Annotated in this window: 20 protein-coding genes and 2 pseudogenes; 8 read left to right on the forward strand and 14 right to left on the reverse strand. The window is 61.5% G+C overall.

The features are described 5' to 3' along the window. Positions 1 to 79: 79 nt before the first annotated feature. A pseudogene (locus FF124_RS06890) lies at positions 80 to 2,134 on the forward strand (GumC family protein); the annotation flags it as partial. Here FF124_RS06890 and FF124_RS21005 read toward each other — a convergent pair. From FF124_RS21005 to FF124_RS06905, 3 genes and pseudogenes are all read right to left on the reverse strand, one after another. Continuing rightward, positions 2,072 to 2,266, reverse strand: a pseudogene (locus FF124_RS21005) (hypothetical protein); the annotation flags it as partial. The pseudogenes FF124_RS06890 and FF124_RS21005 sit on opposite strands and share 63 nt — an antisense overlap. Positions 2,267 to 2,491: 225 nt before the next feature. Beyond that, entirely contained in the window at positions 2,492 to 3,067 is a 576-nt protein-coding gene (locus FF124_RS06900; RefSeq protein WP_138747743.1) for an autotransporter outer membrane beta-barrel domain-containing protein, read from the reverse strand. 328 nt (positions 3,068 to 3,395) lie between these two features. Beyond that, positions 3,396 to 4,301, reverse strand: a complete 906-nt coding sequence (locus tag FF124_RS06905) for a LysR family transcriptional regulator (RefSeq protein WP_138747744.1) — start codon at positions 4,299 to 4,301, stop codon at positions 3,396 to 3,398. Positions 4,302 to 4,390: 89 nt separating this feature from the next. Between FF124_RS06905 and FF124_RS06910 the strand changes: the two genes are divergently transcribed. The 4 genes from FF124_RS06910 to FF124_RS06925 all read left to right on the forward strand — a co-directional run bounded on the left by FF124_RS06910 (position 4,391) and on the right by FF124_RS06925 (position 8,989). After that, entirely contained in the window at positions 4,391 to 5,908 is a 1,518-nt protein-coding gene (locus FF124_RS06910) for a sulfatase (protein ID WP_138747745.1), read from the forward strand. Between the two features lie 17 nt (positions 5,909 to 5,925). Next, positions 5,926 to 6,903 carry a Bug family tripartite tricarboxylate transporter substrate binding protein gene (locus FF124_RS06915; RefSeq protein WP_138747746.1) on the forward strand — a complete coding sequence of 326 codons (978 nt, stop codon included), beginning with the start codon at positions 5,926 to 5,928 and terminating at the stop codon, positions 6,901 to 6,903. A gap of 72 nt (positions 6,904 to 6,975) precedes the next feature. Then, positions 6,976 to 7,467: a tripartite tricarboxylate transporter TctB family protein gene (locus tag FF124_RS06920; RefSeq protein WP_138747747.1), complete on the forward strand. Its 492-nt coding sequence runs from the start codon at positions 6,976 to 6,978 to the stop codon at positions 7,465 to 7,467. A 10-nt stretch (positions 7,468 to 7,477) separates the two neighbouring features. Next, positions 7,478 to 8,989 carry a tripartite tricarboxylate transporter permease gene (locus FF124_RS06925; protein ID WP_138747748.1) on the forward strand — a complete coding sequence of 504 codons (1,512 nt, stop codon included), beginning with the start codon at positions 7,478 to 7,480 and terminating at the stop codon, positions 8,987 to 8,989. Positions 8,990 to 9,109: 120 nt separating this feature from the next. Here the strand turns inward: FF124_RS06925 and FF124_RS06930 are convergent, their stop codons facing one another. The 8 genes from FF124_RS06930 to FF124_RS06965 form a co-directional block, all read right to left on the reverse strand. After that, positions 9,110 to 10,147 carry an ABC transporter permease gene (locus tag FF124_RS06930; protein ID WP_138747749.1) on the reverse strand — a complete coding sequence of 346 codons (1,038 nt, stop codon included), beginning with the start codon at positions 10,145 to 10,147 and terminating at the stop codon, positions 9,110 to 9,112. Continuing rightward, positions 10,144 to 11,661, reverse strand: coding sequence for a sugar ABC transporter ATP-binding protein (locus FF124_RS06935; protein WP_138747750.1), 1,518 nt, complete (start codon positions 11,659 to 11,661; stop codon positions 10,144 to 10,146). Before FF124_RS06935 ends, FF124_RS06930 begins: the two co-directional genes overlap by 4 nt. Before the next feature lie 65 nt (positions 11,662 to 11,726). Further along, positions 11,727 to 12,800 carry a TMAO reductase system periplasmic protein TorT gene (torT, locus tag FF124_RS06940; RefSeq protein WP_138747751.1) on the reverse strand — a complete coding sequence of 358 codons (1,074 nt, stop codon included), beginning with the start codon at positions 12,798 to 12,800 and terminating at the stop codon, positions 11,727 to 11,729. Positions 12,801 to 12,848: 48 nt separating this feature from the next. Next, positions 12,849 to 13,820 carry a 5-oxoprolinase subunit C family protein gene (locus FF124_RS06945; RefSeq protein WP_138747752.1) on the reverse strand — a complete coding sequence of 324 codons (972 nt, stop codon included), beginning with the start codon at positions 13,818 to 13,820 and terminating at the stop codon, positions 12,849 to 12,851. Next, positions 13,810 to 14,685 carry a 5-oxoprolinase subunit B family protein gene (locus FF124_RS06950; RefSeq protein WP_138747753.1) on the reverse strand — a complete coding sequence of 292 codons (876 nt, stop codon included), beginning with the start codon at positions 14,683 to 14,685 and terminating at the stop codon, positions 13,810 to 13,812. Before FF124_RS06950 ends, FF124_RS06945 begins: the two co-directional genes overlap by 11 nt. After that, positions 14,682 to 16,076: an acetyl-CoA carboxylase biotin carboxylase subunit gene (locus FF124_RS06955; protein ID WP_138747754.1), complete on the reverse strand. Its 1,395-nt coding sequence runs from the start codon at positions 16,074 to 16,076 to the stop codon at positions 14,682 to 14,684. The genes FF124_RS06950 and FF124_RS06955 overlap by 4 nt, the downstream gene beginning before the upstream one ends. Continuing rightward, positions 16,073 to 16,315 carry an acetyl-CoA carboxylase gene (locus FF124_RS06960; RefSeq protein ID WP_138747755.1) on the reverse strand — a complete coding sequence of 81 codons (243 nt, stop codon included), beginning with the start codon at positions 16,313 to 16,315 and terminating at the stop codon, positions 16,073 to 16,075. Before FF124_RS06960 ends, FF124_RS06955 begins: the two co-directional genes overlap by 4 nt. Further along, entirely contained in the window at positions 16,312 to 17,076 is a 765-nt protein-coding gene (locus tag FF124_RS06965; protein WP_246072274.1) for a 5-oxoprolinase subunit PxpA, read from the reverse strand. Before FF124_RS06965 ends, FF124_RS06960 begins: the two co-directional genes overlap by 4 nt. Positions 17,077 to 17,424: 348 nt before the next feature. Here FF124_RS06965 and FF124_RS06970 point away from each other — a divergent pair, with 348 nt between their 5' ends. Further along, complete coding sequence (locus tag FF124_RS06970) at positions 17,425 to 18,324, forward strand: LysR family transcriptional regulator (RefSeq protein ID WP_138747757.1); 900 nt, start codon at positions 17,425 to 17,427, stop codon at positions 18,322 to 18,324. Positions 18,325 to 18,337: 13 nt separating this feature from the next. Here the strand turns inward: FF124_RS06970 and FF124_RS06975 are convergent, their stop codons facing one another. Beyond that, positions 18,338 to 18,901, reverse strand: a complete 564-nt coding sequence (locus FF124_RS06975; protein WP_138747758.1) for a cupin domain-containing protein — start codon at positions 18,899 to 18,901, stop codon at positions 18,338 to 18,340. Positions 18,902 to 19,050: 149 nt separating this feature from the next. On the opposite strand from FF124_RS06975, the gene FF124_RS06980 reads away from it, so the two are divergent. Continuing rightward, positions 19,051 to 20,331 (forward strand): 4-aminobutyrate--2-oxoglutarate transaminase, encoded by a 1,281-nt coding sequence (locus FF124_RS06980; RefSeq protein WP_138747759.1) that lies wholly within the window; start codon positions 19,051 to 19,053, stop codon positions 20,329 to 20,331. Further along, a complete protein-coding gene (locus tag FF124_RS06985) occupies positions 20,328 to 21,791 on the forward strand; it encodes an NAD-dependent succinate-semialdehyde dehydrogenase (RefSeq protein WP_138747760.1) in 1,464 nt (487 codons plus the stop codon). Before FF124_RS06980 ends, FF124_RS06985 begins: the two co-directional genes overlap by 4 nt. A 123-nt stretch (positions 21,792 to 21,914) precedes the next feature. Here FF124_RS06985 and pldH read toward each other — a convergent pair whose 3' ends face one another. Both pldH and ppaT read right to left on the reverse strand, forming a co-directional pair. After that, positions 21,915 to 22,658 carry a pyridoxal 4-dehydrogenase, SDR-type gene (gene pldH / locus FF124_RS06990; RefSeq protein WP_138747761.1) on the reverse strand — a complete coding sequence of 248 codons (744 nt, stop codon included), beginning with the start codon at positions 22,656 to 22,658 and terminating at the stop codon, positions 21,915 to 21,917. Positions 22,659 to 22,692: 34 nt separating this feature from the next. Next, positions 22,693 to 23,877 carry a pyridoxamine--pyruvate transaminase gene (ppaT, locus tag FF124_RS06995; RefSeq protein WP_138747762.1) on the reverse strand — a complete coding sequence of 395 codons (1,185 nt, stop codon included), beginning with the start codon at positions 23,875 to 23,877 and terminating at the stop codon, positions 22,693 to 22,695. Between the last annotated feature and the right edge of the window lies 1 nt (position 23,878).

Raw genomic sequence — 23,878 nt, forward strand, 5'->3', positions numbered from 1 at the left:
GCAGAGAAATCCTTTTTATCTCCTAAGCTTTACCTCATCAATCTGCCTCCAGAGCGCCTTGAAAAAACAACGGGCTGATATGAATCAAATTCAAAACCCTCATGACGACGACGAAATTGACCTCGGAAAACTCTTTCAGGTCTTTTGGCGCGGCAAGTTCATCATCGCCTTTTTTACCGCCATTTTTGCGGGCTTCGGCGTTTATTACGCGATTATGCTGACGACGCCGATCTACAGCGCCAACTCCGTCGTGATGCTGAACAGCCAGTCGGAGCAGATCGTTGATCTGCCCAGTGTCCTGAGCCAGCTGACGAATGACGAAACGGTCGTTCAGACCGAGATCGAAGTCATGCGGTCCCGCATTCTTGTCGGCAAGGTGGTCGATGAGCTCGATCTCATGTCCGACCCGGAATTCAACACGACGCTGCAGGAGCCGGACCTGGCGGACCGGATAAAGGATGCGCTCACATCATTCCTGCCGGTCGGGAACAACCTCGGGGCCGATGAGGAGATCCTCTCCCAAAGCCTTCTGAGAGACCAGGTGATCGATCATGTTCTGGAAAGCTATTCGGTTCTGGTCGTGCCCAACACCACGGCGTTCAGGATAACGGCCCGCACCGAAGAGCCGGAAAAGTCGGCCCGGCTCGCCGATGTCGTGGCTGAACAATACGTTCAGAGCCAGATTGACGTCAAACGTGATGCGACCATGCAGGCGATCGACTGGTTGAGCGACCAGGTGAGCGAGTTGAGGCTGAGCCTCCAGAAATCGGAAAACGCCGTCAAGGAGTTCAAGACGAACACGCCGATGATCTCGCCTGACGTCCTGTCCGGTCTTGAGCGTCAATTACGATCCCTGCGTGACCGTATCGAGTCGACCGAGCGTGATGCCGAAGATGCAAGCCAGTTCCTCGCACAAGTGTCGTCGGCCGAGACCTATGCCGAGAAGGCGGCAATTGCCGACAACAGCCTTCTGAGCAGCCTCGCAGCTCGGGCAGAGACAGACCCCGACGCGGCACGCCGCTTTGACGCACAATTCAATTCGCTGGTCGAGCGCGCCAACCGCGCGGTTTCGGAAGCGGATTCGCAACTCAACACGCTTCGCACATCTGAGAACGTGCTCGAGGAAAGGATCCAGACCGAAAGCGAGGCATTCGTCGAGCTGGAACAGCTGACGCGCGAGGCGGAAGCCAACCGCACCCTTTATGAATATTTTCTCGCCCGGCTGAAGGAAACTTCGGCACAGCAAGGCATCCAGCAATCCGATAGCAGGATCCTGTCCTATGCCGTCGTGCCGCTGGAGCCGTCCCAGCCGAACAAGAAGCTGATCGTACTGATGAGCACGTTTTTGGGTCTGGTCCTTGGAAGCGGCATCGTCCTTCTGCTTGAACTGCGCAAACGGACCTTCCGCTCGTCCCAGGAACTGGAACAATTTTCAGGCTTCCGCGTGACAGGCCAGGTTCCGCTGATCGCCAGCCGCAACAGGCAAGGTGTGCTCAGCTACGTTCTGGAAAATCCGACATCTCCCGTTACCGAAGCCATTCGCAACCTGAGAACCTCGGTCCTGCTTGCCAATATCGACCACCCGCCGAAACTTATCATGACAACGTCTTCGATCCCGGGCGAAGGCAAGACCACCGTCGCGGCCTCCCTGGCGATGAATTTCGTCGGCATGGGCAAGAGGGTCCTTCTCATCGAGGGCGACCTGCGCCGCCGTTCGCTGGAACAGTATTTCGGAAAGAACACCACCGGCACCGGCCTGATTTCGGCGCTGACCACCGACACGACCCTCCAGGAAGCGGTCTCGCATCTTACGGACTACGGGATCGATATTCTGTTCGGCGAAAAGACGGAGGCCAATGCGGCGGATATCCTGTCATCCGGCAGCATGCAGAGGCTTCTGGCAGAGGCGCGAGAGGCCTATGACATTGTCATCATCGACACGCCTCCCGTTCTGATCGTGCCTGATGCACGGGTTGTCAGCCAGTTCGTCGATGCCGTTCTGTTCGTCGTGAAGTGGGATTCGACCCATCACCAGCAGGTCGAGGAGGCGTTGGGCCTGTTCTCGCCTGACGTGATCGGCGGTCTTGTCCTCAACCAGATCGACCCCAAGGGCTTCAAGCGCTATGGCTATAGTTACGGCTACGGCTACGGCTATGCCGCCAATTACGGCAATGACTATTACAAGGACGAATAGCCGAGCATGATCGGTGCCGGGGACAGTGGACGAGTCCTGCTCCTGGCGCGTTTCGCGCCCCGATTGAGACATCTGCCCTCCCGTGGAAATGCGCAAAAAACAAACAGATAGAGTGTCTCAGCATTTCTAGGAAAGGCGGAAACACTCTAACGTTCGCGAGGCGGGTCGCCGACCTACACAGGCGGCCCCAGCCGGCAGTTCAACAAATCTGCGGATAACTCGACCACGCCCTGGTTTGCCGACAGATGGCAGGCTTTGGTTGGCTTCACCAACAGCGCCAGCATCAACGGCAGGGCATCAGGTCACGATGATTACGCAAGGCTTGGAATCTAATCGACGCGTTTTTTTGACGGAGCTTTCCGGTTTCAAGATCGTGCACAAGGATATTGAGCGCGGCCGGGGAAGCAGGTCGCTTTCAAACATGCTTCCCGCCGCGACCAAGGCGAAGGTGTTGGCGTAGTCGAGCGAGGTTGCGAAGCCATTGCCCGGCGCCGGTGAATTGATGAACGCGGCAGACGTCTTCCAGTCATCGCTCGACATCACGGTCATTCCGAGACGGCCATAGAGCCGCAGCGTTTCGCCGCTTTCGAAATTGTGACGGCCGCCGATCTCGATATTCGGCGATGCGGCGAAACTCCATTTGCCGTGACTGGCGACCGAGAGGCCATAGGTGCCGGTCTCGGCATAACCGTCCTGATAGGTGTAGACCGCATCGAGATCGACATTGGGCTTCGGATAGACGCTGACATCGACGCCCTGAGAATAGGCATTGCTGTTGCCGAGCCCGCCACCGCCGACGGTCTGCGCCAGAATGCCGATGGACGAGTCCCGTTCTGGTGGAAATACTGCCGGTGCTGGAAATCCCCACGGCACCGCCGTTCGAAATGTTGCTGCCGGCCGCATTGCCGCCGACGCTGACAAGACCGGAGGCGGATCCCGCCGCCCCGCCGCTGCCGCCGATCGATGGCCTGCCGCGTCATCGCCTCCAGCAGCTCCATGCGGCCGGAATTGTGCCTTGCGGCCATCTCCTGGTCGCCATCGGCAAACGCCCGCAACGGTCCCTCCATCATCATCACGGAGCGCCCGTGAAAAAGGGCAAACGCCGGAACCATATCGCTTTCATGAAGCCGGGTTGCGCCCGGCTCGGGAGGTTTACAGACACGGCGCGGCCTCTGCCCGGATATCCGCACGGTCCAATCTGCTATCCGGCTTTTCCGGTCCGGGCGGAAAACGCCTCCTTGAAAGCCGAGATCGGCTTTGAGGAAACCAGCGAGGCCTTGCATATCAGCTCGACATCAAGCGTCCACAGCCCGCCTTCCATATTCCGCGCCGCAAGGCCCTCGCGTTCTGCCTTGGGCACGATCATGTCGCTGACGATGGCGTAATAGTCCGTCGTGGTCAACAGGCCGAACATGATGTTCAAGGAGGTTGTCTGTAGGATCGGGCGCAACGCCTCCGAACGGTTGCCGAAACACTGACGGGCCCGGCTTTCAAACTCCCTGTCTTCAAGAAAGCCGACGCGGCGAAAGGCAGTCAGTGCCTCCGCCGTGATCTCCTTTTCACGGCAAAGTGGATGCTCCGTGCTGCAGATGATGACCATGTCGGTCGACAGCAACGGCAGGGTGACGAACTTGTCGGGAAGTGAGGCTTCCGGCAGGGCGGCAATAACGAAGTCGAGATTGTCGCGCATCAGACTTTGCAGGAGTCCGTTGGAAATCCCCGCTTCGACGGAAGCCTCGACATTGGGAAAACGTCGGTGAAAATCGGCCAGAAGGGCGGGGAAAATGCTCACCGCCAGCACCTGTCCAACGCCGATCTTGATCCTGCCGCCCATCGCCTCGCGCATGTGGCTGATCTCGAGCGCCGCAAAACGCGCCTCCTGTTCGATCGCGCAGGCGTGGCGATAAAGGATATGGCCGGTTTCCGTCGCCACGAGGCCCTTGTGGGTCCGCTCGAACAGTTCCACGTCAAGTTCGTTTTCGATCAGTTGCAGGCTCTTTGTCAGCGCAGGTTGGCTGACGCCTTTTCTCTGCGCCGCCGCGCGCATATTGCCGGCTTCATAAAGCGCCAGAAAATTCTCCAGGTGGCGCGACACGAGCAAACGCATGACTGATAGCTTTCAGTTATCGGGAACCAACAAGTTTTCATTATCATTTATCAACTTATTTCGCGATTGTCGCTGCCGGAGGAGACTTCATGAAGACCATTTTTGTCCTTTTCGACAGCCTCAACCGCAATGCGCTCGGGGCTTTCGGCAGCAAGTCCGTTGAGACCCCGAATTTCGACCGCTTCGCCGAACGCGCGGTTACGTTCGACCGTCATTATGTCGGCTCGATGCCGTGCATGCCGGCCCGCAGGGATATGCATACCGGTCGGCTGAACTTCACCCACCGTTCATGGGGTCCGCTTGAGCCTTTCGATAATTCCTTTGCCGAGATCATGAAACGGAACGGGGTCTACACACACCTGATTTCCGATCATCTCCATTACTTCGAGGATGGCGGCCATGGGTTTCATACGCGCTTTTCCAGCTATGATTTCATTCGCGGGCAGGAGTATGACCCATGGGTCGCCATGGTCGAGCCGCCGCTCGATCGTATCCGGGAACAGTTCGACCCGCGCCACTACGACACGGACCATCCGGACAAGCGCCTTCAACACACGGTAAACCGCGCGACGATTGTCGACGAAGCCGATTTTCCGGGACCGAAGTGTTTCGCCTCGGCCTTTGACTTCCTGGACCGGAACCGTGACGCCGAAAACTGGTTCCTGATGCTCGAATGCTTCGACCCGCACGAGCCCTTCCATGCGCCGGATCGCTTCAAGGCGGCCTACGAGACCGGGTATAATGGCGGCATTCTCGACTGGCCGCATTATGACCGCGCGACCGAGAGCCCCGAGGAAATCGCCGAGATCCGGGCGAATTATGCAGCGCTTGTCGCCATGTGCGACGACTATTTCGGCAGGCTGATGGATTATATGGACGCGCACGACATGTGGGACGACACATGCGTGGTGCTGACCACCGATCACGGCTTTCTGCTCGCCGAGCATGACTGGTGGGGCAAATGTCGCATGCCCTATTATGAAGAGGTCTCGCATATTCCGCTGATGGTCTATCACCCAGACCATAAGGAACTTGCCGGCGCGCGGCGCGCGCACCTGACCCAGACGACCGATCTGATGCCGACGCTTCTTGATCTCCATGACCTGGACCTGCCGACGGAAGTGACGGGCAAGAGCATCATGCCCGTTCTTGCCGGCAATGAGCCGATCCGCGATGCGGCCGTGTTCGGCGTGTTTTCCGGTCCGATCGGCGTGACAGACGGAAACCATGTTCTTTACCACTATCCGCCGGACCTCACCCGCGAGGGGCTTTTCGAATATACGCTGGCGCCCGCGCACATGACTGCGCCGTTCACGGTGGAGGAATTGCGCAGCGCCCGGCTTCATCCGGGCTTCGATTTCACCAAGGGCGTACCGGTTCTTGCCATCGACGCCCGCCGGGACGCGAAACGCGTGCCGTATAACGACGGCAAGGGCTTCGATGACCTGGGAACACGGCTTTACGATCTGGCGGCCGACCCGCAACAAAAGGCGCCTGTCGACGAACCGGCTATTGCAGAACGGCTTTACGGGCTGATGGTCGAAGAACTTACGGTCCACGATACGCCGGCGGAAGTCTATCGCTGGTATGAACTTGAAACCGATTGAGGAAGAGGGAGGAATCCATGAAAAAGATCCTTGGTATCATGACGGCGGCAATGATGCTCGCCGGAACGGCGCAGGCGGAATTTCCCGAGCGCAATATCGAAAACATCTATCCCTGGGGCCCGGGCGCGACCATGGCAGCCAGCCAGGTGATCGCCGACGCCATGGGCAGTGAACTCGGCGTCAACATCTCCGTCGTCTCGACGCCCGGCGCCGTCGGCACCAAGGCCTTCCAGACGGCCCTGGAGAAGCCCGCCGATGGCTACACGATTTTCGACGGCTATGTCGCGCCGCTGGTGCTGCAGCCGATGATGGGCAATGCCGACTGGACCTACAAGGATTTCAAGCCTCTGTGGTCGGGGACATCCAACAGCTTCGCCATCGTCGTGCGCGAGGATGACGACCGCTTCGCCGATTTCCCGGCGCTGCTCAAATATGCCCAGGACAATCCCGGCGACCTTCGCTACTCGCCCGGCGTGACCGGCGGCTTGCCACACATGGTTGCCGCCAAAGCCATGCAGACGTCGGATGCCGTTGCGCAGGTGGTTCCCTATCCGGAAATCGACAATGCGGTGAAGGATCTGCGCGGCGGCATTCTCGATTTCATCGTCATCAATCCCGGCGTCTATGCCGCCAACAAGGATGTCGTGCGTCCGCTTGCCGTGCTTTCCGAGCTCGAAGGGGCGTCCGCCACCTATGACGGCGCGCCGCGCGTTCAGGATTTCGACATCGAGCTTGGCATGACCGGCCTGTCGCCAATGGGCTGGAACTGGTGGCTGGTGCGCAGCGAAACCCCGGATGACGTGACGGCGAAGCTGCGGGACGCCATGGGCGCAGCCCTTGCCCGTGACGATGTTCAGGAGAAGCTCTTGAACATGGGTTATGTTCCCCTTGGCTATGGCCCCGACCAGTATGAAGAGGTCGTCGGTCCGGTTGCCGAAGAACTGCAGTCGGGCATCGACGCGATTGGCTGGGAAAAGGAACAGCTGAGCAAGTAGCCCGCTCGGCTCGGCGAGGATCAAAGGCACGGCGGTCGTGGGAGCGGCCGCCGTGCCTGCAGGGAGGAAGACATGACACGGTTTCGAGCTTTTGCCTTTGACTGGATTGCGCTTGCCATCGTGGCGGCGGCTCCGGCGGCGATCTTCTGGCAATCGGCGACGTCGCTCAAGCGCCAGGGCGCGGCCGCCGGCGGACCGCTGGAGAACGCGGCCTTTTATCCCAGGGTGATCGCCCTTCTGCTGTCCGTCGTCGTCGCCATCCACGCGCTGCGTCTTCTGACCGGCAAGGTGCAGACGGTTTCGCCCTTCAAGGCAAGCGATGGCACGCGACTGGCGCTGATCCTGTCGGCAGTGTTCGTCGCCTATCTTCTGGCATTGCCCTATCTTGGCTTCCACATCCTCACACCGGCGCTGATGCTTGTCTTCCTGCTCGCCTTCGGCATCGGGCCCCTCCCGGCCATCATCGGCGCCATCGGCATATGGCTTGTCGCCTCCTTCGTGTTCGAGGGCCTTCTGAACGTCGTCCTGCCGGTCGGCATCTTCAACATCACTCTTTTCAGCTAGCGGTCCCGACATGTTTGAACTCCTGCGCGAGGGCCTGCCGCTCTTCTTCAATTTCGAGGCCGTGCTGCTGACCTGTCTCGGCGTTGTCGGCGGCCTGTTCATCGGCGTCCTGCCCGGCCTCGGGCCGCTAATGGGTATCGTCCTGCTATTGCCGGTCGCCTTCCACATGCCGGCCATTCCGGCCATGGGCATGCTGATCGCGATCTATATCGGCGGCTCGGCCGGCGGCTCGATCTCGGCGATCCTGCTCAGGATCCCAGGTACACCACTTGCCGCGGCCACGCTGTTTGACGGGTATCCACTGGCGCAGAAGGGCCGCACCCAGGATGCCGTCGGCCTTGCCGTCAGCGCCTCCGCGATCGGCGGCCTGATCGGCGGCCTGGTTCTGGTCTTCTTCTCGCCGTTGCTGGCTAAATTTGCGCTGCGCTTCGCCCCGCCGGAATATTTCGCCATGGCCGTGCTCGGCGTGCTGACGATTGCGCTGATCTCGGAAGGTTCGGCGCTGAAGGGCCTGCTCGTCGGCGGGTTTGGCCTGTTCCTGTCGATGATCGGGACCGACGAGTTCACCAATGCCTACCGGTTTACCTTCGATGATATCCGCCTTTCCAGCGGCCCCAACCTTGTTGCCGTCGTCGTCGGCCTGTTCGCCCTTTCCGAACTGTTCTTCCAGATCGAGGCGGGTGGCTTTACGAACAAACCCGTGGTGCAGCGGCTCGCCGTCTCGTTTTCGGCGCTGCGCCTTCTCGCGCGGCACAGGTTCAACCTCCTGCGCTCGGCGCTGATCGGCACGTTCTTTGGCGCCATTCCGGGCGCAGGCGGCGATGTCAGCGCCTTCATCTCCTATGCCGCCGCCAAGAAACTGTCGAAGCCGGAAGAAGGCTATGGCGAGGGCGCGGAAGGCGGCGTAGTGGCAACCGAGGCGGCGAACAACGGCTGTTGCGGCGGCGCGCTGATACCGACGCTCTCGCTCGGCATTCCGGGAGACGCCTCGACCGCCGTCCTGATGGGCGCACTGATCCTGCTTGGTTTCTTCCCCGGTCCCGACCTCTTCCGCGATCACCCCGACGTCGCCGGCGGCGTCTTCATCGCCTATCTGATGGGCAATGTCTTCCTGCTCATCCTCGGCACGCTGCTGGCACCGTTCTTCGGCTCGGTGCTGAAATTCCCCAAGGCCTGGCTGCTTCCGGCGGTTCTGCTCCTGTCGACGCTCGGCACCTACAGCCTGCAGAACTCCGTCTTCGACCTTTGGGTCATGCTGGTCTTCGGCATCATCGGTTATGTCCTGCGCCGGGCATCCTACCCGCTGGCGCCAATGATTATCGGCATGATCCTCGGCGGGGTCATGGAAGCCAATCTCCGGCGTTCGCTGTTGATCTCGCGCGACGGGCTGATGATCTTCGTCGAGCGACCGATCTCGGCGATCATCCTCCTGATCGACCTCACATTGCTGATCTCGATTGTTTACGCAACGATCCGGTCTTCGAAAAGCCCGGCCGCCACAAGGACGGATGACAAGGCCTGAGATCCGTCAACCCATGTTTCCCGGCCCCACCGCAGACCGACGGTGCAAAAGTGCAATCTGCGGAGGCATGCCGGCGGATAGTCTGGGCTGAGGCCGTCATCCGCTGCCGGCGAGCACCGCCTACCTGTCTCCGATCAACATGCGGTAGCGGAACTGGTCGATGACCACGGCCAGAACCAGAAGGCCGCCAAGCAGGATCATCTGCATGTAGGACCCGATCTGCATCAGGTTCATGCCGTTCTGCACCAGCACGATGAAGAAGGCGCCAAGCACCACGCTTTCCACCCGGCCGATGCCGCCGCGCAGCGAAACGCCGGCGATGACGCAGGCGGCAATCGACTCCAGCGCGATCGTGCCGCCGAGATTGGTCTCGCCGCTTTCCACGCGCGCCGTCAGCAGCACGCCGGACAGCGAGGCGAGAAGCGCGCAGAGCATATAGGCGGTGAAAAGCGTGCGGGCGGTGTTGATGCCGGAGAGTTTGGCCGCCTTGACATTGCCGCCGACGGCATAGATGCGCGCGCCGGTGCGGGTGCGGTTCATCAGTGTCCAGATGACGATGATGGCAAGCACAGCAACGACCACCGGAACCGGAACCCCGGCAATCCGCCCGAAGCCGAAGAAATCGCCAAAGGCATAGGGCAGGCCGCCGATCGGCACGCCGCCGGTGATGAACAGCGCCACGCCCGCCCCCATGGACTGCACGCCAAGCGTCATGATGAAGGGCGAGACGCCGAATTTGGCAACGCCCAGCCCGTTCAGCGCACCGATGGCAAGGGCCGCCAGAAAGCCGGTCAGGATACCAAGCGTGACCACCAGAAAGGCCGCCTCGGGAAACACGCTGGCAAAATAAACCATCGCCGTTGCCGATGTGACCGAGGTGAGCGCGATCGCGGTCCCGACCGAAAGATCGAAGCCGCCGGTGACCAGAACGATCATCTGGCCGAGCGAGACAAGCACGAGATAGACCGACTGGCGCGCCACATTGACGATATTATCGACGGTCAGGAACTGTCTTGATGCCAGCGCGAAAATGATCAGCGCCGCGACCAGAAAAAAGGGCAGTACGCCGAGCTTCAGGAAGATATCGCTGAAAAACTGCCTGAGGGAAAAGCCGGCGCCCGGCCGCGTCGTCTTTACGGCTTCCGCTTCGTTGGTCATGCCGTCTGCCTTTCTTCGTGGAAAAATGCTTTCAGAATTGTCTGTTCCGCGATTTCATCTCCTGAAAGAGATGCCGAGACCCGGCCCTGACTGAACACCAGCATGCGATGCGCAAGGTTCATGGCTTCCGGCAGGTCGGAGGAAATCACCACAACCGCCTTGCCGGCCTCGCAGATTTGTTTGATCAAGCGGTAGAGCGCCGCCCGCGTGCCGACATCGACGCCCACCGTCGGCTCGTCGAAAATGTAGACGTCGCGGTCTGCGGCGAGCCCCTTGCCAAACAGGATTTTCTGCTGGTTGCCGCCGGAAAGTTTGGAAGCCGTGCGCGCCAGATAGGCGTCGGAAAGATCCACGCGGGCGCCGATTTCACCCGTCAGCCGGTTGACCGCCTTCGGTCGTCTGAGGCCGAAGAGGCCGCGCGTCTCCCTGTGGTCGAGCGTGGCGAGCGCGACATTATCGCCGGCCGTCGCGCCCAGCATCAGCCCTTCTTCCTTGCGGTCGGAGGGCAGGTAGAAGATGCCGTCCCTCAGGAGTTTTGCCAAAGGCTGGCCGGTCACGTCGCGGCCCTTGTAGGTGACGCTTCCGGCAGCAATACCCGCAAGGCCGATCGCGGCGCGAAAGGCACGCGACTTGCCGCAGCCGACCAGACCGGCGACGCCCAGGACTTCGCCGCGACGGACATCGATATCGACGCCGTCTACGCCTGCGGCCTTCAGGCCGCGGATCGAAAGAACCGCCTCGGGCTCGGGATTTGCGGCAATCGCCGGATAGATCTCGCTGATCGCCCGACCCGTCATCATCTCGACAAGAGCGTTATGGTCGAGATCATGCGCGCCGACGGTTCCGACAAGCTTGCCGTCCCGCAAAACGGTGATCCGGTCGGCGATCTGGGTGAATTCCTGGATGCGGTGGGAGATATAAATGATCCCGGTTCCGCTCGCCTTGGCATTGCGCACCAGTCGGAACAGTTCCTTCGTCTCGCGCTCGGTCAGCGAGGCGGTCGGTTCGTCGAGGATCAGGATCTTGGCGCGGGCATGGATCGCCTTGGCGATTTCCACCATCTGCTGTTCGGCGCGCGACAGGCTCAGGACCTGACGGCGAACATCGAGGGAAAACCCCATTTCATTGAAGATGTCCTGGGCACGATCGCGCATGGCGGCGTGGTCGATCAGCATGCCGGTCAGCGGCTCATCGCCGAGAAAGATGTTTTCAGCGACCGAGCGCGTCGGCACCAGCGAAAATTCCTGAAAGACCGCACCGATGCCGGCAGCCCGCGCGTCCCACGCGGAGGCAAAATGCACCGCATGGCCGTTAATCAGCACTTCGCCTTCGCTCGGTTTGTAAACGCCCGCGAGAATGGAAATCAGCGTCGATTTGCCGGCGCCGTTTTCGCCGAACAGCACGTGGACCTCGCCCGCGTTGAGAGAAAAATCGACATTGTCCAGCGCCTTGACGCCCGGAAATTGTTTCGAGATGCCGCTCATACGCACGAGCGGAATGGCTTTTTCGGCCATGAACCGATCCCTCCAAAGGTTCCGCACCGCTGGATGCGATGCGGACTGCTTCACTCGTCTGGAGATCAATTCACCGAGAAAACCGGGCGGAAGCCGTTCGGCGGCAGGATGTCGGTCTGCGGCACACTGTCGATATTGTCGCCGTCGACCACGAAGATCTTCGGCCCAACATGCTTGATCAGCTCCTTGCCTTCGAGCGCGCGCACCGCCTGATCGACGGCGATACGGCCCTGGATCACCATGGAGTCCGCCGGGGCCGCCTCGATGAAGCCGCGCTTGATGCCCTCATAGACGCCCGGCGTCATGTAGAAGGCGAGAAGCCCGACCTTGTCCTTCAGGCCACGCTCACGGATAAGCCCCTGGGCGGCTTCGGCCGTGACGGCCGTGCCGGCGATATAGGCAAGGTCGGGCTCGGCCTGGAGCACGTCTTCCACCAGCTTCAGCTGCGCTTCCTTGCCGGTGTCGCCATATTTCGGTTCCAGCACGCTGAGCGCCGAGCCTTCGACCGCCTTCATGAAGCCGTCATTGGCGGTTTCCACCCAGCCGGCGCCGGCCGGACCCGGGAACCAGCCGACGATGGCCGGCTCGCCGCCTGCGGGGTGCTTTTCGGCAAGGTATTTGCCGGTCTCATAGCCCATCGTGTAGAAGGAGACGAGCGATTTGGCAGTGATATCGGTGGACGACATGCCGTTGACCAGATCGATGACGGGAATGCCCTTGGAAGCCACTTCCGAGACGAGGCTGTTCAGCCCGTCATAGGAAATGGCGCCGATGACGACGGCATCCGCGCCGCCGGCAACGCAGTCCTCGATTTGCGAGATCTGCTTGGCAAGCTCGGTGTAGCCGCCGGCTTCCACCACGTTCAGCTTGACGCCGAGGTCCTTGGCCTCCTCGACCACGCCATAGTCGACGCCGAGCCAGTAGGCGTCCTTCATATGCGGGAAGGAAACGCAGATATTATAGGCCTTTTCCGCCTTTTCCAGCGGCGCGTAGCTGATGTCGGATGCCGTGCCGTCGGCGGAAAAGGCCGGCGTGATTTCCACGGCCTCATAGGGGTACCAGGTTTCGGCAAGCGCCGGCGATGCTGCGGAAACGGCCAGTGCCGAAATGGCGATTTTCAGGATTGAATGTGCTTTCATTGAAGTTCCCCTTCGTGGTTATCAAAAGCAGCGTTCGGTTGGTCTTTCTCAAAAAAGCGCCCGGATCTTCTCGATCAGGGCGGCCCGGTCCTTCCGGGCGGCCAGGGCGGTGTCCATGTCCACCTTGACGAAACGGGTGGGCGAATGCGGCTGAAGCTGGCCGATCAGGTCCATGTCGGCCGAGATCACCGTGCCAACCATGAAATAGCCGCCGCCGGAAACGGCATCGCGATGGAGCACGATCGGCTCCAAGCCGCCCGGCACCTGCACCGAGCCATAGGGGTAGCAGGCATCGACGATGTTTGACGGATCGGACCCCGCGCCGAAAGGTTGTTCACGCGGCACGAATTCGATCGGGTGACCGCCGCGGAAGCGGTAGCCCATGCGGTCGGCCTCCGGTGCCACCTTCCATTCATCAAAGAAGAAGTGTTCCAGCGAGGCGTCGGTCATGCGGTGATCGTAGAGTCCGGGCAGCACACGCAGTTCGGCGGGCGTTCCGGGCTTTCGACGCAGCGCCTCGGGAATGGTCTTGCCGATTTTCGCCTTGCGCGCCGGCGTGCCGACGGGAAGCTCGTCGCCCGCAGCAATCGCGCGGCCCTCGACGCCGCCGAGCGCGCCGATCGGATAGGTCGAGCGGCTGCCGAGCGCCATCGGCACGTCAATGCCGCCGGCAACGGCGATATAGATGCGTGCGCCGGTCTTCAGGAAGCCGAAGGAGAGCTTCTGGCCTGCCTTGACGGCAATCGCCGTCCAGCCCGGCACGTCTTCCTCGTCGATCAGCACCGGCATTTCCGCGCCGGTGACCGCGATGGTCGCATCCTCGGTGAATTCGAGATCGGGCCCCATGAACACCGCCTCAAGACCCGCAGCCCCTTCGTTATTGCCGACGAGGTGATTGGCAGCGATGAGGGCAAGGCGATCCATGGCGCCGCCCTCGGGAATGCCGAGATGATAATAGCCCGGACGGCCGAGGTCCTGAACGGTGGTGGCAAGGCCCGGATGGAGAACGTTAATGGTCATCGAGAATGCCCTCCAGCTTGGCATTGTAGCCGTCAATGTCCTTGTTGAATTCGTTGAGATCGAAGGAGACCTCGCGGGTCGGCGGGGCGAAGGTGCCGTTTTCCACGGCCTTGACCTCCGCATCATAGGTGTCGCGGTCGATCGGCTTGAACTTGACGATGTCGCCCGGCTTGAAGAACACCATGAAGTCCTTCAGGTAGCTGGTCGTCTGGGTCGGGTCATAGATCGGCATCGGGGTGATGCCGAACATCTGGTAGCCGCCGGCGCCGCGCACGGAGTAGATGCAGGAAAAGCAGCCGCCATAGCCAACCGTCAGCTTCGGCGTGTCGGTGCGGGGGCGCAGGTATTTCGGCACCTCGATCTGACGCTGCCGCTCGACCATCTGGTACATGAAGGGCAGGCCGGAAACGAAGCCGACCATGGTTACGATCCAGGGCGCGCCGGAATGGGCGGCGATGAAATCGGCGACGGATTTGTAGTCGTTGATCCGGGCTGCATATTCAAGATCGGTGCTCTCCGGATCCTGATGCCGGTCACGGAAGCGCATCAGTGTCTCGTGCGTCCACGGGTCATTGTAATAGACCGGGATTTCGATGATCCGCGTCTTGATCACCGGTTCCGATTTCTGGTCGGCAAGCGCGATCGCCTGAACTTCCTTCAACATGTCATCGGGATGGATGACGTCCGGATCGAACTTGATCTGGAAGGACGCATTGGCCGGGCAAATTTCGGTCACGCCCGTGATCTTCGCGTCGCGAATCCTGTTGGTCATCGACAGCGAATGGAAAAACGCCTCCAGCGACATTTCCTCGCTGCATTCGACGAAGAGGTGTTCGTCACCTCCGAAGGAATAGCGCAGCTTCATGACGAGGCCTCCTCATGGATTTTGGCCGGGGTTTGAGGGGTGAAGTGCGTTTCGAGCCAGGGCTCGAGAAAGCGGGTGTGGAAGGCGCCGGCAGCGACGGCTTCGTCCCGGCAAAGGGCAAGATGCAGCGGAATGGTGGTCGCAAGCCCCTCGATCTTGAGACCGGCGAGCGCGCGCTCGAGCTTCTCCAGGCAGGCTTCGCGGCTTTCCGCATGCACGATCAGCTTGCCGAGCAGCGAATCGTAGAATGGCGGCACCGTGTAACCTTCATAGAGGAAGGTGTCGAAGCGGATGCCGTCGCCTTCCGGCGTCACAAGCTTCGCCACCGTTCCGGGACCGGGCATGAAGCCCTTTACCGGGTCTTCGGCGTTGATGCGGCACTCTATGGCGTGGCCGGAAAGGACGATGTCGCCCTGCGTGACCGAAAGCCGTTCGCCGCCGGCAACCCTGATCATCTCCTGAACGAGATCGATCCCGGTGACCATTTCCGTGACGGGATGCTCGACCTGGATGCGGGTGTTGACCTCGATGAAGTAGAATGCGCCGGCATCCTCGTCATAGAGATATTCGACCGTGCCGGCGCCTGTGTAGCCGACCGATTTCGCCAGCGCGACAGCGCTTTCACACAGCGCCGTCCGGATATCGTCCGGAAGGCGGCAGGACGGCGCTTCCTCCCAGACCTTTTGGCGGCGGCGCTGCAGCGAGCATTCGCGCTCGAAGCAATGGACGGCGTTTTCGCCGTCGCCGAGGATCTGCACCTCGACATGCCGGGCCCTGGTGATGACCTTTTCGATGTAAAGGCCGCCATCGCCAAAGGCCGCTTTCGCTTCCGCCGCGGCCAGCGGGAACTGGCGCTCGAAATCCTCCATCGTGTCGACGATACGAATACCGCGCCCGCCGCCGCCGGCAGCCGCCTTGATCATCGCCGGAAATCCGGTCTCCTCGATGATCGCGCGCGCGCAAGCGATATCGTCGATGCGCCCGTCGGAGCCCGGCACTGTCGGAACGCCGGCCTTGGCGGCAACGCTGCGCGCGGCAACCTTGTCGCCCAGAAGGCTGATGGCATCGGCGGACGGGCCGATGAAGATCATGCCGGCGTCGGCGACGGCGCGGGCGAATGCGGCATTTTCCGAAAGGAAGCCATAGCCCGGATGAATGGCATCGACGCCCGCAGACTTTGCCGCTTCGATAATCGTGTCGATATTCAGATAGGACTTCGCTGCAGCGGGCGGTCCGATATCCACGGCTTCATCGGCAAGCTTCACCGCCAGCATGTCGGCATCGGCGGCGGAATGAACCTGCACCGTCTTGATGCCGAGAGCCTTTGCCGCGCGAATGATGCGCACGGCAATTTCCCCGCGATTGGCGATGAGGATCGAGCGAATGGTCATGCCTCGACCTCGGCGAGCACCTGACCGGCCATGACGGGTTCTGCGTCATCGACGAGGAAGGTGATGCTGGCGCCGGCAACGCCCGCCGGGATTTCGTGAAACGACTTCATGACCTCGATCAGCCCGATCGTTTCCTTTTCCGCGACAGCCGCGCCGTCTTCCTTGAAGGGCGCTGCGTCGGGAGACGGCTTGCGGTAAAAAGTGCCCGGCAAAGGCGACTTGATTTCGAGCTTGCTCATGCTGTTCTCCGGATTTTTTCATTTATGATTTCTGAGACGGGGGAAATGCGGATGCCGGCCGCGATCAGCGCCTCGCGCAGCGCCTTTGCGATGGCGAGCGCGCCGGGCGTATCGGAATGAAAACAAATAGATTCGAAGGGAATGTCGACATCGCGGCCCGTCACCGCCTTGACCTTGCCCTGCGTGCAGGCGCGCACCGCGCGCGCGGCAAGCGTTTCCGGGTCGAGAAGACCGACGGAGCGGGTGAAAACGATCTGGCCATCCTCGCCATATTCCCGGTCGGCGAAAAATTCGCGTACGACCGGCAGGCCCGCCTCAACGGCGATCGCCTCGGTCACCGAACCGCTCATGCAGAAAATGCTGACATTGGGGGCGGCAGTGCGCATGTAGTCGACGAACAGATGCGAAAGCTCGGCATTCACCGCCATCTCCATGTAGAGCGCGCCATGCGGCTTCACATGCTGGAGCATGCCGCCATGGCGGCGGGTGAATTCGCGTAATGCGCCGACCTGATAGATGATGTCGTTGACCAGTTCCTTGGCCGTGCCGTCAATCTTGCGGCGGCCGAAACCCTGAAGATCGTTATAGCCTGGATGCGCGCCGACGCCGATGCCGTGTTCGACCGCCAAACGCACGGTCTGGTCCATCAGGTTTGGATCACTCGCGTGGAAGCCCGTGGCAATATTGGCGGATGTGATGAACGCCATCAGCTGCGCGTCGTCGGTATCCCCGATCTGCCAGCGACCGTAGGACTCGCCCATGTCACAATTGATATCGACAACCTCGCGCTGCAAAACCGCACTCCCTGATTTTCGAAGGTCGGCTTGACGTGGACGATCATGCCCCGATTTTGTGCGCCGGCCTCAAATGCCTATCAATTCGTCAAAAACAAGCTATGACGGAAAAATGTCTTTGAAAAATTCTATTTCTTGTTTTGTATTATCGGAAAAAACGAATGATCTTCTTCCGGCATGTCATCGTCATTTCGCCTGCTAAATCGATAAAACTGGAGATTCTGGACGGGACGACGCGATCAGGCAGAAAAGCCAGGGATAACCATTCAAAAAACTGAAGAACCATATTCTGAAAATCAGAAGGGAAACAGGCCCGTGTCACTCAATCTCAGACAGCTCCGCTATTTCGTCGCCACGGCCGAGCTGGGCCAGGTCTCGCAATCCGCCGTGCATCTTTCGATCTCGCAGTCAGCCATCACCACGGCGATCAAGGAGCTGGAACAGACGGTCGGCGCCACACTCTTCGACCGCACCGCCCATGGCATGAGCCTGACCGACGCCGGACGGCAGTTTCTCTCCCATGCCTACGAGATCCTGCAGAAAGTGGAGGAAGCGACGCAGCTGACCAGCTACACGGAAGCGCTGACGGGCACGCTGACCGTTGCCACAACCTACACCGTCATCGGCTACTTCCTGCCGCTTCATATCGAGCGGCTGCGGCGGCGCTTTCCGGGCCTGGAAATCAAGCTCTTCGAGCTCAATCGCGAATCGATCGAGGAGGGCCTTCTCACCAATCGCTACGATATCGCGGTGCTGCTGACCTCGAACATCCTGAACACCGAGCTGACGACGGAAAAGCTTCTCAGCTCAGAACGACGGCTTTGGGTTCCCGCCCGTCACCCGCTCTTGAGCGCAGAATCGGTCGGACTGATGGAGACATCGGAAGAAAATTACATCATGCTGACCGTCGACGAGGCTTCTCACAGCTCGCTGAAATACTGGAGCAGGACGGCATTCCAGCCGAAGATCACACTGCGCACCTCGTCCATCGAGGCCGTGCGCTCGCTGGTCGCCAATGGGCAGGGCGTGGCGATCCTCTCCGACATGGTGCACCGCCCCTGGTCGCTCGAAGGCCGCCGCATCGAAACGATCAACCTGCGCGATCCGATTCCCTCCATGGATGTCGGCCTTGCCTGGCGCAGGAATGCCGAGTTCTCACCGGCCATGGCCGCCTTCCGCGCCTATTTCCGCCAGGCCTTCCACATTCCGAACTGATGAAGGCCTCTCGCTAGAAGGTCGGCGGCGTGCTGGCGGAAACGATGACACAGTCTTCCGGCCCCACCTGGCGGAAGCGGTGGGGCTCACGGCTGTCGAAATAATAGGCGTCGCCCGGCCCCAGGATCTTGCGCTGGTCGCCCACGGTGATCTCGACCCGGCCGGAAATCACGATCCCGCCTTCTTCGCCCTCGTGGCGGTACATCACCCGACCGGTATCCGCGCCGGGCCGGTAGGTTTCCTTCAGGATCATCATCGCGCGGCCGACGGAATTACCCACCTGCTTGAGCGAGAGCCGCGCCTTGCCGATCTCCGTCAGTTCCTCGGCGGCGTAAAACACCGTCTTCTCGGCCTCCGGCGTGAAGGCGAAAAAGTCCGACAGGCCGATCGGAATCCCCTCGAGGATTCGCTTCAGCGAGCCGACGGAAGGGTTGAGCCTGCCGGATTCGATCAGCGAGATCGTCGAACTCGACACATTCGCCTTTTTCGCCAGCGCCCGCTGCGACAGTTTTGCCCGCTCGCGCACGGCTCTCAACGTCCGTCCGAGCTCGATATCGTCAGGCGAAGCGCTGATCATGCTTTAAATCCTCATCACTTTCTATACGATGTCAAATAAATCAATATCTTCTCTCCATCAAGAAACAGACTTTTTTGCCGATCGAAAGCCGCCTACGCTTCTTTCCACAAGGGCGGCGACAGGAACCGCCGGAACAACAGGAGCAGCTTATGTTGAATTCGGACATCGCCACGCGGCGGGACGCGGCTATTTCGCGCGGCGTCGGCATGCAGACGCAGATCTATGTCGACCGGGCCAAGAACGCGGAGGTTTTCGACGTCGAGGGCCGGCGCTATATCGACTTTGCCGCCGGCATCGCCGTGGTCAATACCGGCCATTGCCATCCGAAGGTGATGGCTGCGGTGGAAGACCAGCTCAAGCGCTTCACCCATACCTGCCACCAGGTGCTGCCCTATGAGCATTATATCCGGCTCGCCGAGCGGCTGAATGCCGCCGTGCCCGGCGACTTCGACAAGAAGACGGTCTTCGTCACCACCGGCGCAGAGGCCGTCGAGAATGCGGTCAAGGTCGCGCGCGCGGCCACCGGCCGCTCGGCCGTCATCGCCTTCAATGGCGGATTTCACGGCCGCACCTTCATGACGCTGTCGCTGACCGGCAAGGTCGCGCCCTACAAGACCGGCTTCGGGCCGATGATGCCGGATGTCTTCCACATCCCCTATCCGGCCGAACTGCATGACACCTCGGCCGAAGACAGCCTCAAGGCGCTGAAATCCCTGTTCAAGACCGACCTCGACCCGACCCGCGTCGCCGCCATCATCATCGAGCCGGTGCAGGGCGAAGGTGGCTTCTATCCGGCGCCGGCCGAACTGATGCGCGCCATTCGCGCCCTCTGCGACGAGCATGGCATCGTCATGATCGCCGACGAGGTGCAGACCGGTATCGGCCGCACCGGGCATCTCTTCGCTATGGAAGCCTATGATGTCGCCGCCGACCTGACGACGATCGCCAAGGGCATTGGCGGCGGCCTGCCGCTTGCCGCCGTCACCGGACGGGCGACGATGATGGACGCGGCCGGCCCCGGCGGGCTTGGCGGCACCTATGGCGGCAACCCGCTGTCGATTGCCGCCGCCAACGCCGTGCTCGATGTGATCGCGGAGGAAGACCTCCTGAACCGCGCCAACCGGCTTGGCTCCTATCTGAAGCAGCGGCTGGAAGCGATCCGCGCGACCACGCCCGAGATTGCCGAAATCCGCGGCCCGGGCTTCATGGTCGCTGCCGAATTCATGACGGAAGACGGCGCACCGAACCCGGACATGACCAATGCCGTCCGGCTGGAAGCGCAGAAGCGCGGGCTGATCCTGCTCACCTGCGGCGTCTACGGCAATGTCATCCGCTTCCTCGCCCCGCTGACGATTGAGGAAGAGGTGCTGGCCGAAGGCGTCGACATTCTTGAGGCATCGATTGCCGCCGTGAAGGAGAAGCAGGCGTGAGCGCGACCCTCAATTTGAAAGATCCGTCCCTTCTGGAACACCGCGCCTTTGTCAACGGCGCGTGGATCGAAGGCGACAGAACCTTCGATGTCACCAATCCGGCCTCGGGTGATAAGATCGCCTCGGTCACCGATCTTTCCGTCGACGATATCCGCGCCGCGATCGATGCCGCCCATGCCGCAAAGCCCGCCTGGGCGGCGCTGACCGGCAAGGAGCGCGCCGCCCTCCTGCGCAAATGGTATGACCTGATGGTCGAGAACGCCGATGATCTGGCGACCATCCTGACGGCCGAGATGGGCAAGCCCTGGCCGGAGGCGCGCGGCGAAATCCTCTATGGCGCAAGCTTCATCGAATGGTTTGCCGAAGAGGCAAAGCGCGTCTATGGCGACACCATACCGGGTCACCAGCGCGACAAGCGCATCATCGTGATGAAACAGCCGGTCGGCGTGGTCGGCGCGATCACGCCGTGGAACTTTCCCAATGCCATGATCGCCCGCAAGGTCGCCCCCGCCCTTGCCGCCGGCTGCACCTTCGTTGCCCGGCCCGCCGAACTTACGCCGCTCTCGGCGCTTGCCATGGCCAAGCTTGCCGAGCGCGCCGGCATTCCCGCCGGTGTCTTCAATGTCATCCCCTGCGCGGATGCCGCGGCGGCCGGCGAGGAACTTTGTGCCAACGAGAAGGTCGCCAAAATCACCTTCACCGGCTCCACCCGCGTCGGCCGCATCCTGATGCGGCAATGCGCCTACACGATCAAGAAGATGTCGCTGGAGCTTGGCGGCAACGCCCCGTTCATCGTCTTCGACGATGCCGATCTTGATGCCGCCGTCGAAGGCGCGATGATCGCCAAATACCGCAATAACGGCCAGACCTGCGTCTGCGCCAACCGCATCTATGTCCAGTCCGGCGTCTATGATGCCTTCGCCGAAAAGCTGAAGGCGAAGGTGCTTGCCCTGAAGGTCGGCGACGGTTTTGAAGACGGCGTCAGCGTCGGTCCGTTGATCAGCGCGCAGGCGCTAGCCAAGGTCGAGGATCATATCGCCGATGCGCTGAGCCATGGCGCGACGGTGATTGCCGGCGGCAACCGCTCGAACCTCGGCGCAACCTTCTTCGAGCCCACCGTCATGACCGGCGTTACGCAGCAGATGAAGGTCGCGCATGAGGAAACCTTCGGCCCGGTGGCACCGCTCATTCGCTTTGAAGACGAGGACGAGGTGATCGCGATGGCCAATGACAGCGAGTTCGGTCTCGCCGGCTATTTCTTCGCCCGCGACCTTGCCCGCGTCTTCCGCGTGGCAGAAGCGCTTGAAACCGGCATGGTCGGCGCCAATACCGGGCTGATCTCCACCGAGGTCGCTCCCTTCGGCGGCATCAAGCAATCCGGGCTCGGCCGCGAGGGTTCCAAATACGGAATCGATGACTATCTGGAAATCAAATATCTCTGCCTCGGCGGGGTCGGCTGATCCGGACCAATCCCGGGACCGACGCGCGCTCCCTCTGTCCGGACGACCAGACGGCGACCGGGAACCCGTGAGAACGGCCGGGCTGCGCGACAATGCCGTGCCCGGCCTGCGCCAAAGCTGACCTTACAATCGGATCATGCCGGCATCGACGTTGACGCACTGGCCGGTCATCCAGCCTGCGTCGTCGGAGACGAGGAAGGCCACGACCTTGGCGATGTCGGCGGGCTGGCCCTTGCCGGGCATGGCCTGGAGCATCTCGACGAAACCAAAGCTTTCGGCATGCGGGCTCGCCTTCACGCCGTCGGACTCGATCAGCCCCGGGGTGACCGCATTGACGCGGATGCCGTATTTTCCGACTTCGGTCGCCAGCGCGCGGGTGAAGCCGACCACGCCGCCCTTGGCCGCCACATAGGCGGACATGTTCGGCGTGCCGGCATAAAAGGCGTTCGACGCGATGTTGAGCACCGTGCCCTTGCGGCCGGCGGCGCGCATCATGTCGGTCGCCTTGCGGCTGGCGATGAACACGCTCGTCAGATTGGTGTCGATGATCTTCTGCCAGTGGGCCAGATCCACATCGTCCCAGGCAATATAGGGGACGATAGAGGCGTTGTTGACGAGAATATCGATGGCGCCGTCCTCGGCGGCGTCTTCCAGCATCTTTTCGACCTCGTCCGCCTTGGTGGAATCGCAGGTCACGCCAACCGCGCCGTGGCCGATCTCCGCGGCGGCGGCCTTCGCGCCGTCGCCGTTGATATCGGAGATCACGACCTTTGCGCCGGCTTCCGCCAGCGCCCTGGCGATGGCCTTGCCGATGCCTTGTGCGGCCCCGGTGACAACGGCCTTACGGCCTTCAAGACTGGTACTCATTCCCTCTTTCCTTTCATTATCGCCGTTTTCGGCTCTATGCGTCGATTGCCGCGTCCCAGGCGGCCTGTGCCGCGGCAAGTCCGGCCGTTACATCCACCCTGGCGCCCAATGCCTTCAGCGCACCGCCCATCGCGGCGACGGCCAGAAGCGCGTAAGCCGGCTGCGCGGTCGGGCCCATATGGCCGATGCGGATCAGCTTGCCGAGCGTTTCCGCCCGTCCCGCCGACATGGAAATGCCGTAGCGCGCCCGCGCCTCCGCCAGCACCGGACCGGCGTCGATGCCATCGGGCATCTTCACTGCCGTGGCGGTCGGCGAGGCGATCTCCTCGGAGACCGGCCAGAGTTCAATCCCCATGGCCTTGATGCCTTCCCGGCAGACCTTGGCCGTTACCGCGTGACGCTTCCACACGGCTTCCGGGCCTTCTTCGAGATAGCGGTCGAGTGCTGCGTTCAGGCCATTGAGTTCCGCCACCGACGGCGTGAACGGGAAGGGCTCGGTCTTCTTCCAGGCGTTCTTCCAGTCGGTGAAGCTCAGCATGGAGGCAAACGGCGCATCCGGATTGGCCTCGATCTTGGCCCATGCCGCTTCGGATACGGCGACCAGCGAGAGCGAGGGCGGGCAGCCGAGGCACTTGTTCGGGCCGGTGACGTAAATCGCTGCCTGGCTCGACGTCGGGCTCGTGGGCATGCCGGCCCAGGAGGAGACCGCATCGACCAGCAGCAGCGCGCCCGCTTCGGCAACCACCGCGCCGATCGCGTCGATATCGTTGAGCGTGCCCGACGGCGTGTCGTGGTTGCAAACGCAGACGATCCTGACCTCGGGATGCGCCTTGAGGAAGGCGCGGACGTCTTCGGGGTCGATCGCGGTGTTATAAGGCACCTCGATCTCCTCGACCTTTTTGGCATAGCGCGCGGCCCAGTAGCCGAAGCCCTTGCCATAGACGCCGGAGGCGAGGTTGAGGACCACGTCATCCTTGGCAATCAGCGACGCGGCAGCTCCTTCCAGCGCCAGCACCGGCTCACCCTGCAGGATCAGCGGCGGCAGATCGCAGCCGAGCGCTTCCTGTGCCTTCAGGGTCAGTTCCTCGAAGAAGGCCTGGAAGGCCGGATCGTAATCGTAGAGCACGGTGGTGCCGAGCGCGCGCAGCACTTCCGGGTAGGCGTCCACGGGGCCGGCCGTCAGGGTGAAGACCGGCGGTTTGGTTTCAGGATATTTCATC

Origin of the sequence: Martelella lutilitoris (genome assembly GCF_005924265.1) — a bacterium.
GTDB classification, from domain to species: Bacteria; Pseudomonadota; Alphaproteobacteria; order Rhizobiales; family Rhizobiaceae; genus Martelella; species Martelella lutilitoris.

Coding starts and splice junctions, on each gene's coding strand:
- FF124_RS06950 (WP_138747753.1), bottom strand. CDS start 14,685: ATGAAGCTGCGCTATTCCTTCGGAGGTGACGAACACCTCTTCGTCGAA.
- pldH (WP_138747761.1), bottom strand. CDS start 22,658: ATGAGTACCAGTCTTGAAGGCCGTAAGGCCGTTGTCACCGGGGCCGCA.
- torT (WP_138747751.1), bottom strand. CDS start 12,800: ATGAAAGCACATTCAATCCTGAAAATCGCCATTTCGGCACTGGCCGTT.
- FF124_RS06910 (WP_138747745.1), top strand. CDS start 4,391: ATGAAGACCATTTTTGTCCTTTTCGACAGCCTCAACCGCAATGCGCTC.
- FF124_RS06935 (WP_138747750.1), bottom strand. CDS start 11,661: ATGGCCGAAAAAGCCATTCCGCTCGTGCGTATGAGCGGCATCTCGAAA.
- FF124_RS06915 (WP_138747746.1), top strand. CDS start 5,926: ATGAAAAAGATCCTTGGTATCATGACGGCGGCAATGATGCTCGCCGGA.
- ppaT (WP_138747762.1), bottom strand. CDS start 23,877: ATGAAATATCCTGAAACCAAACCGCCGGTCTTCACCCTGACGGCCGGC.
- FF124_RS06930 (WP_138747749.1), bottom strand. CDS start 10,147: ATGACCAACGAAGCGGAAGCCGTAAAGACGACGCGGCCGGGCGCCGGC.
- FF124_RS06925 (WP_138747748.1), top strand. CDS start 7,478: ATGTTTGAACTCCTGCGCGAGGGCCTGCCGCTCTTCTTCAATTTCGAG.
- FF124_RS06975 (WP_138747758.1), bottom strand. CDS start 18,901: ATGATCAGCGCTTCGCCTGACGATATCGAGCTCGGACGGACGTTGAGA.
- FF124_RS06945 (WP_138747752.1), bottom strand. CDS start 13,820: ATGACCATTAACGTTCTCCATCCGGGCCTTGCCACCACCGTTCAGGAC.
- FF124_RS06955 (WP_138747754.1), bottom strand. CDS start 16,076: ATGACCATTCGCTCGATCCTCATCGCCAATCGCGGGGAAATTGCCGTG.
- FF124_RS06905 (WP_138747744.1), bottom strand. CDS start 4,301: ATGCGTTTGCTCGTGTCGCGCCACCTGGAGAATTTTCTGGCGCTTTAT.
- FF124_RS06960 (WP_138747755.1), bottom strand. CDS start 16,315: ATGAGCAAGCTCGAAATCAAGTCGCCTTTGCCGGGCACTTTTTACCGC.
- FF124_RS06965 (WP_246072274.1), bottom strand. CDS start 17,076: ATGGGCGAGTCCTACGGTCGCTGGCAGATCGGGGATACCGACGACGCG.
- FF124_RS06920 (WP_138747747.1), top strand. CDS start 6,976: ATGACACGGTTTCGAGCTTTTGCCTTTGACTGGATTGCGCTTGCCATC.
- FF124_RS06980 (WP_138747759.1), top strand. CDS start 19,051: ATGTTGAATTCGGACATCGCCACGCGGCGGGACGCGGCTATTTCGCGC.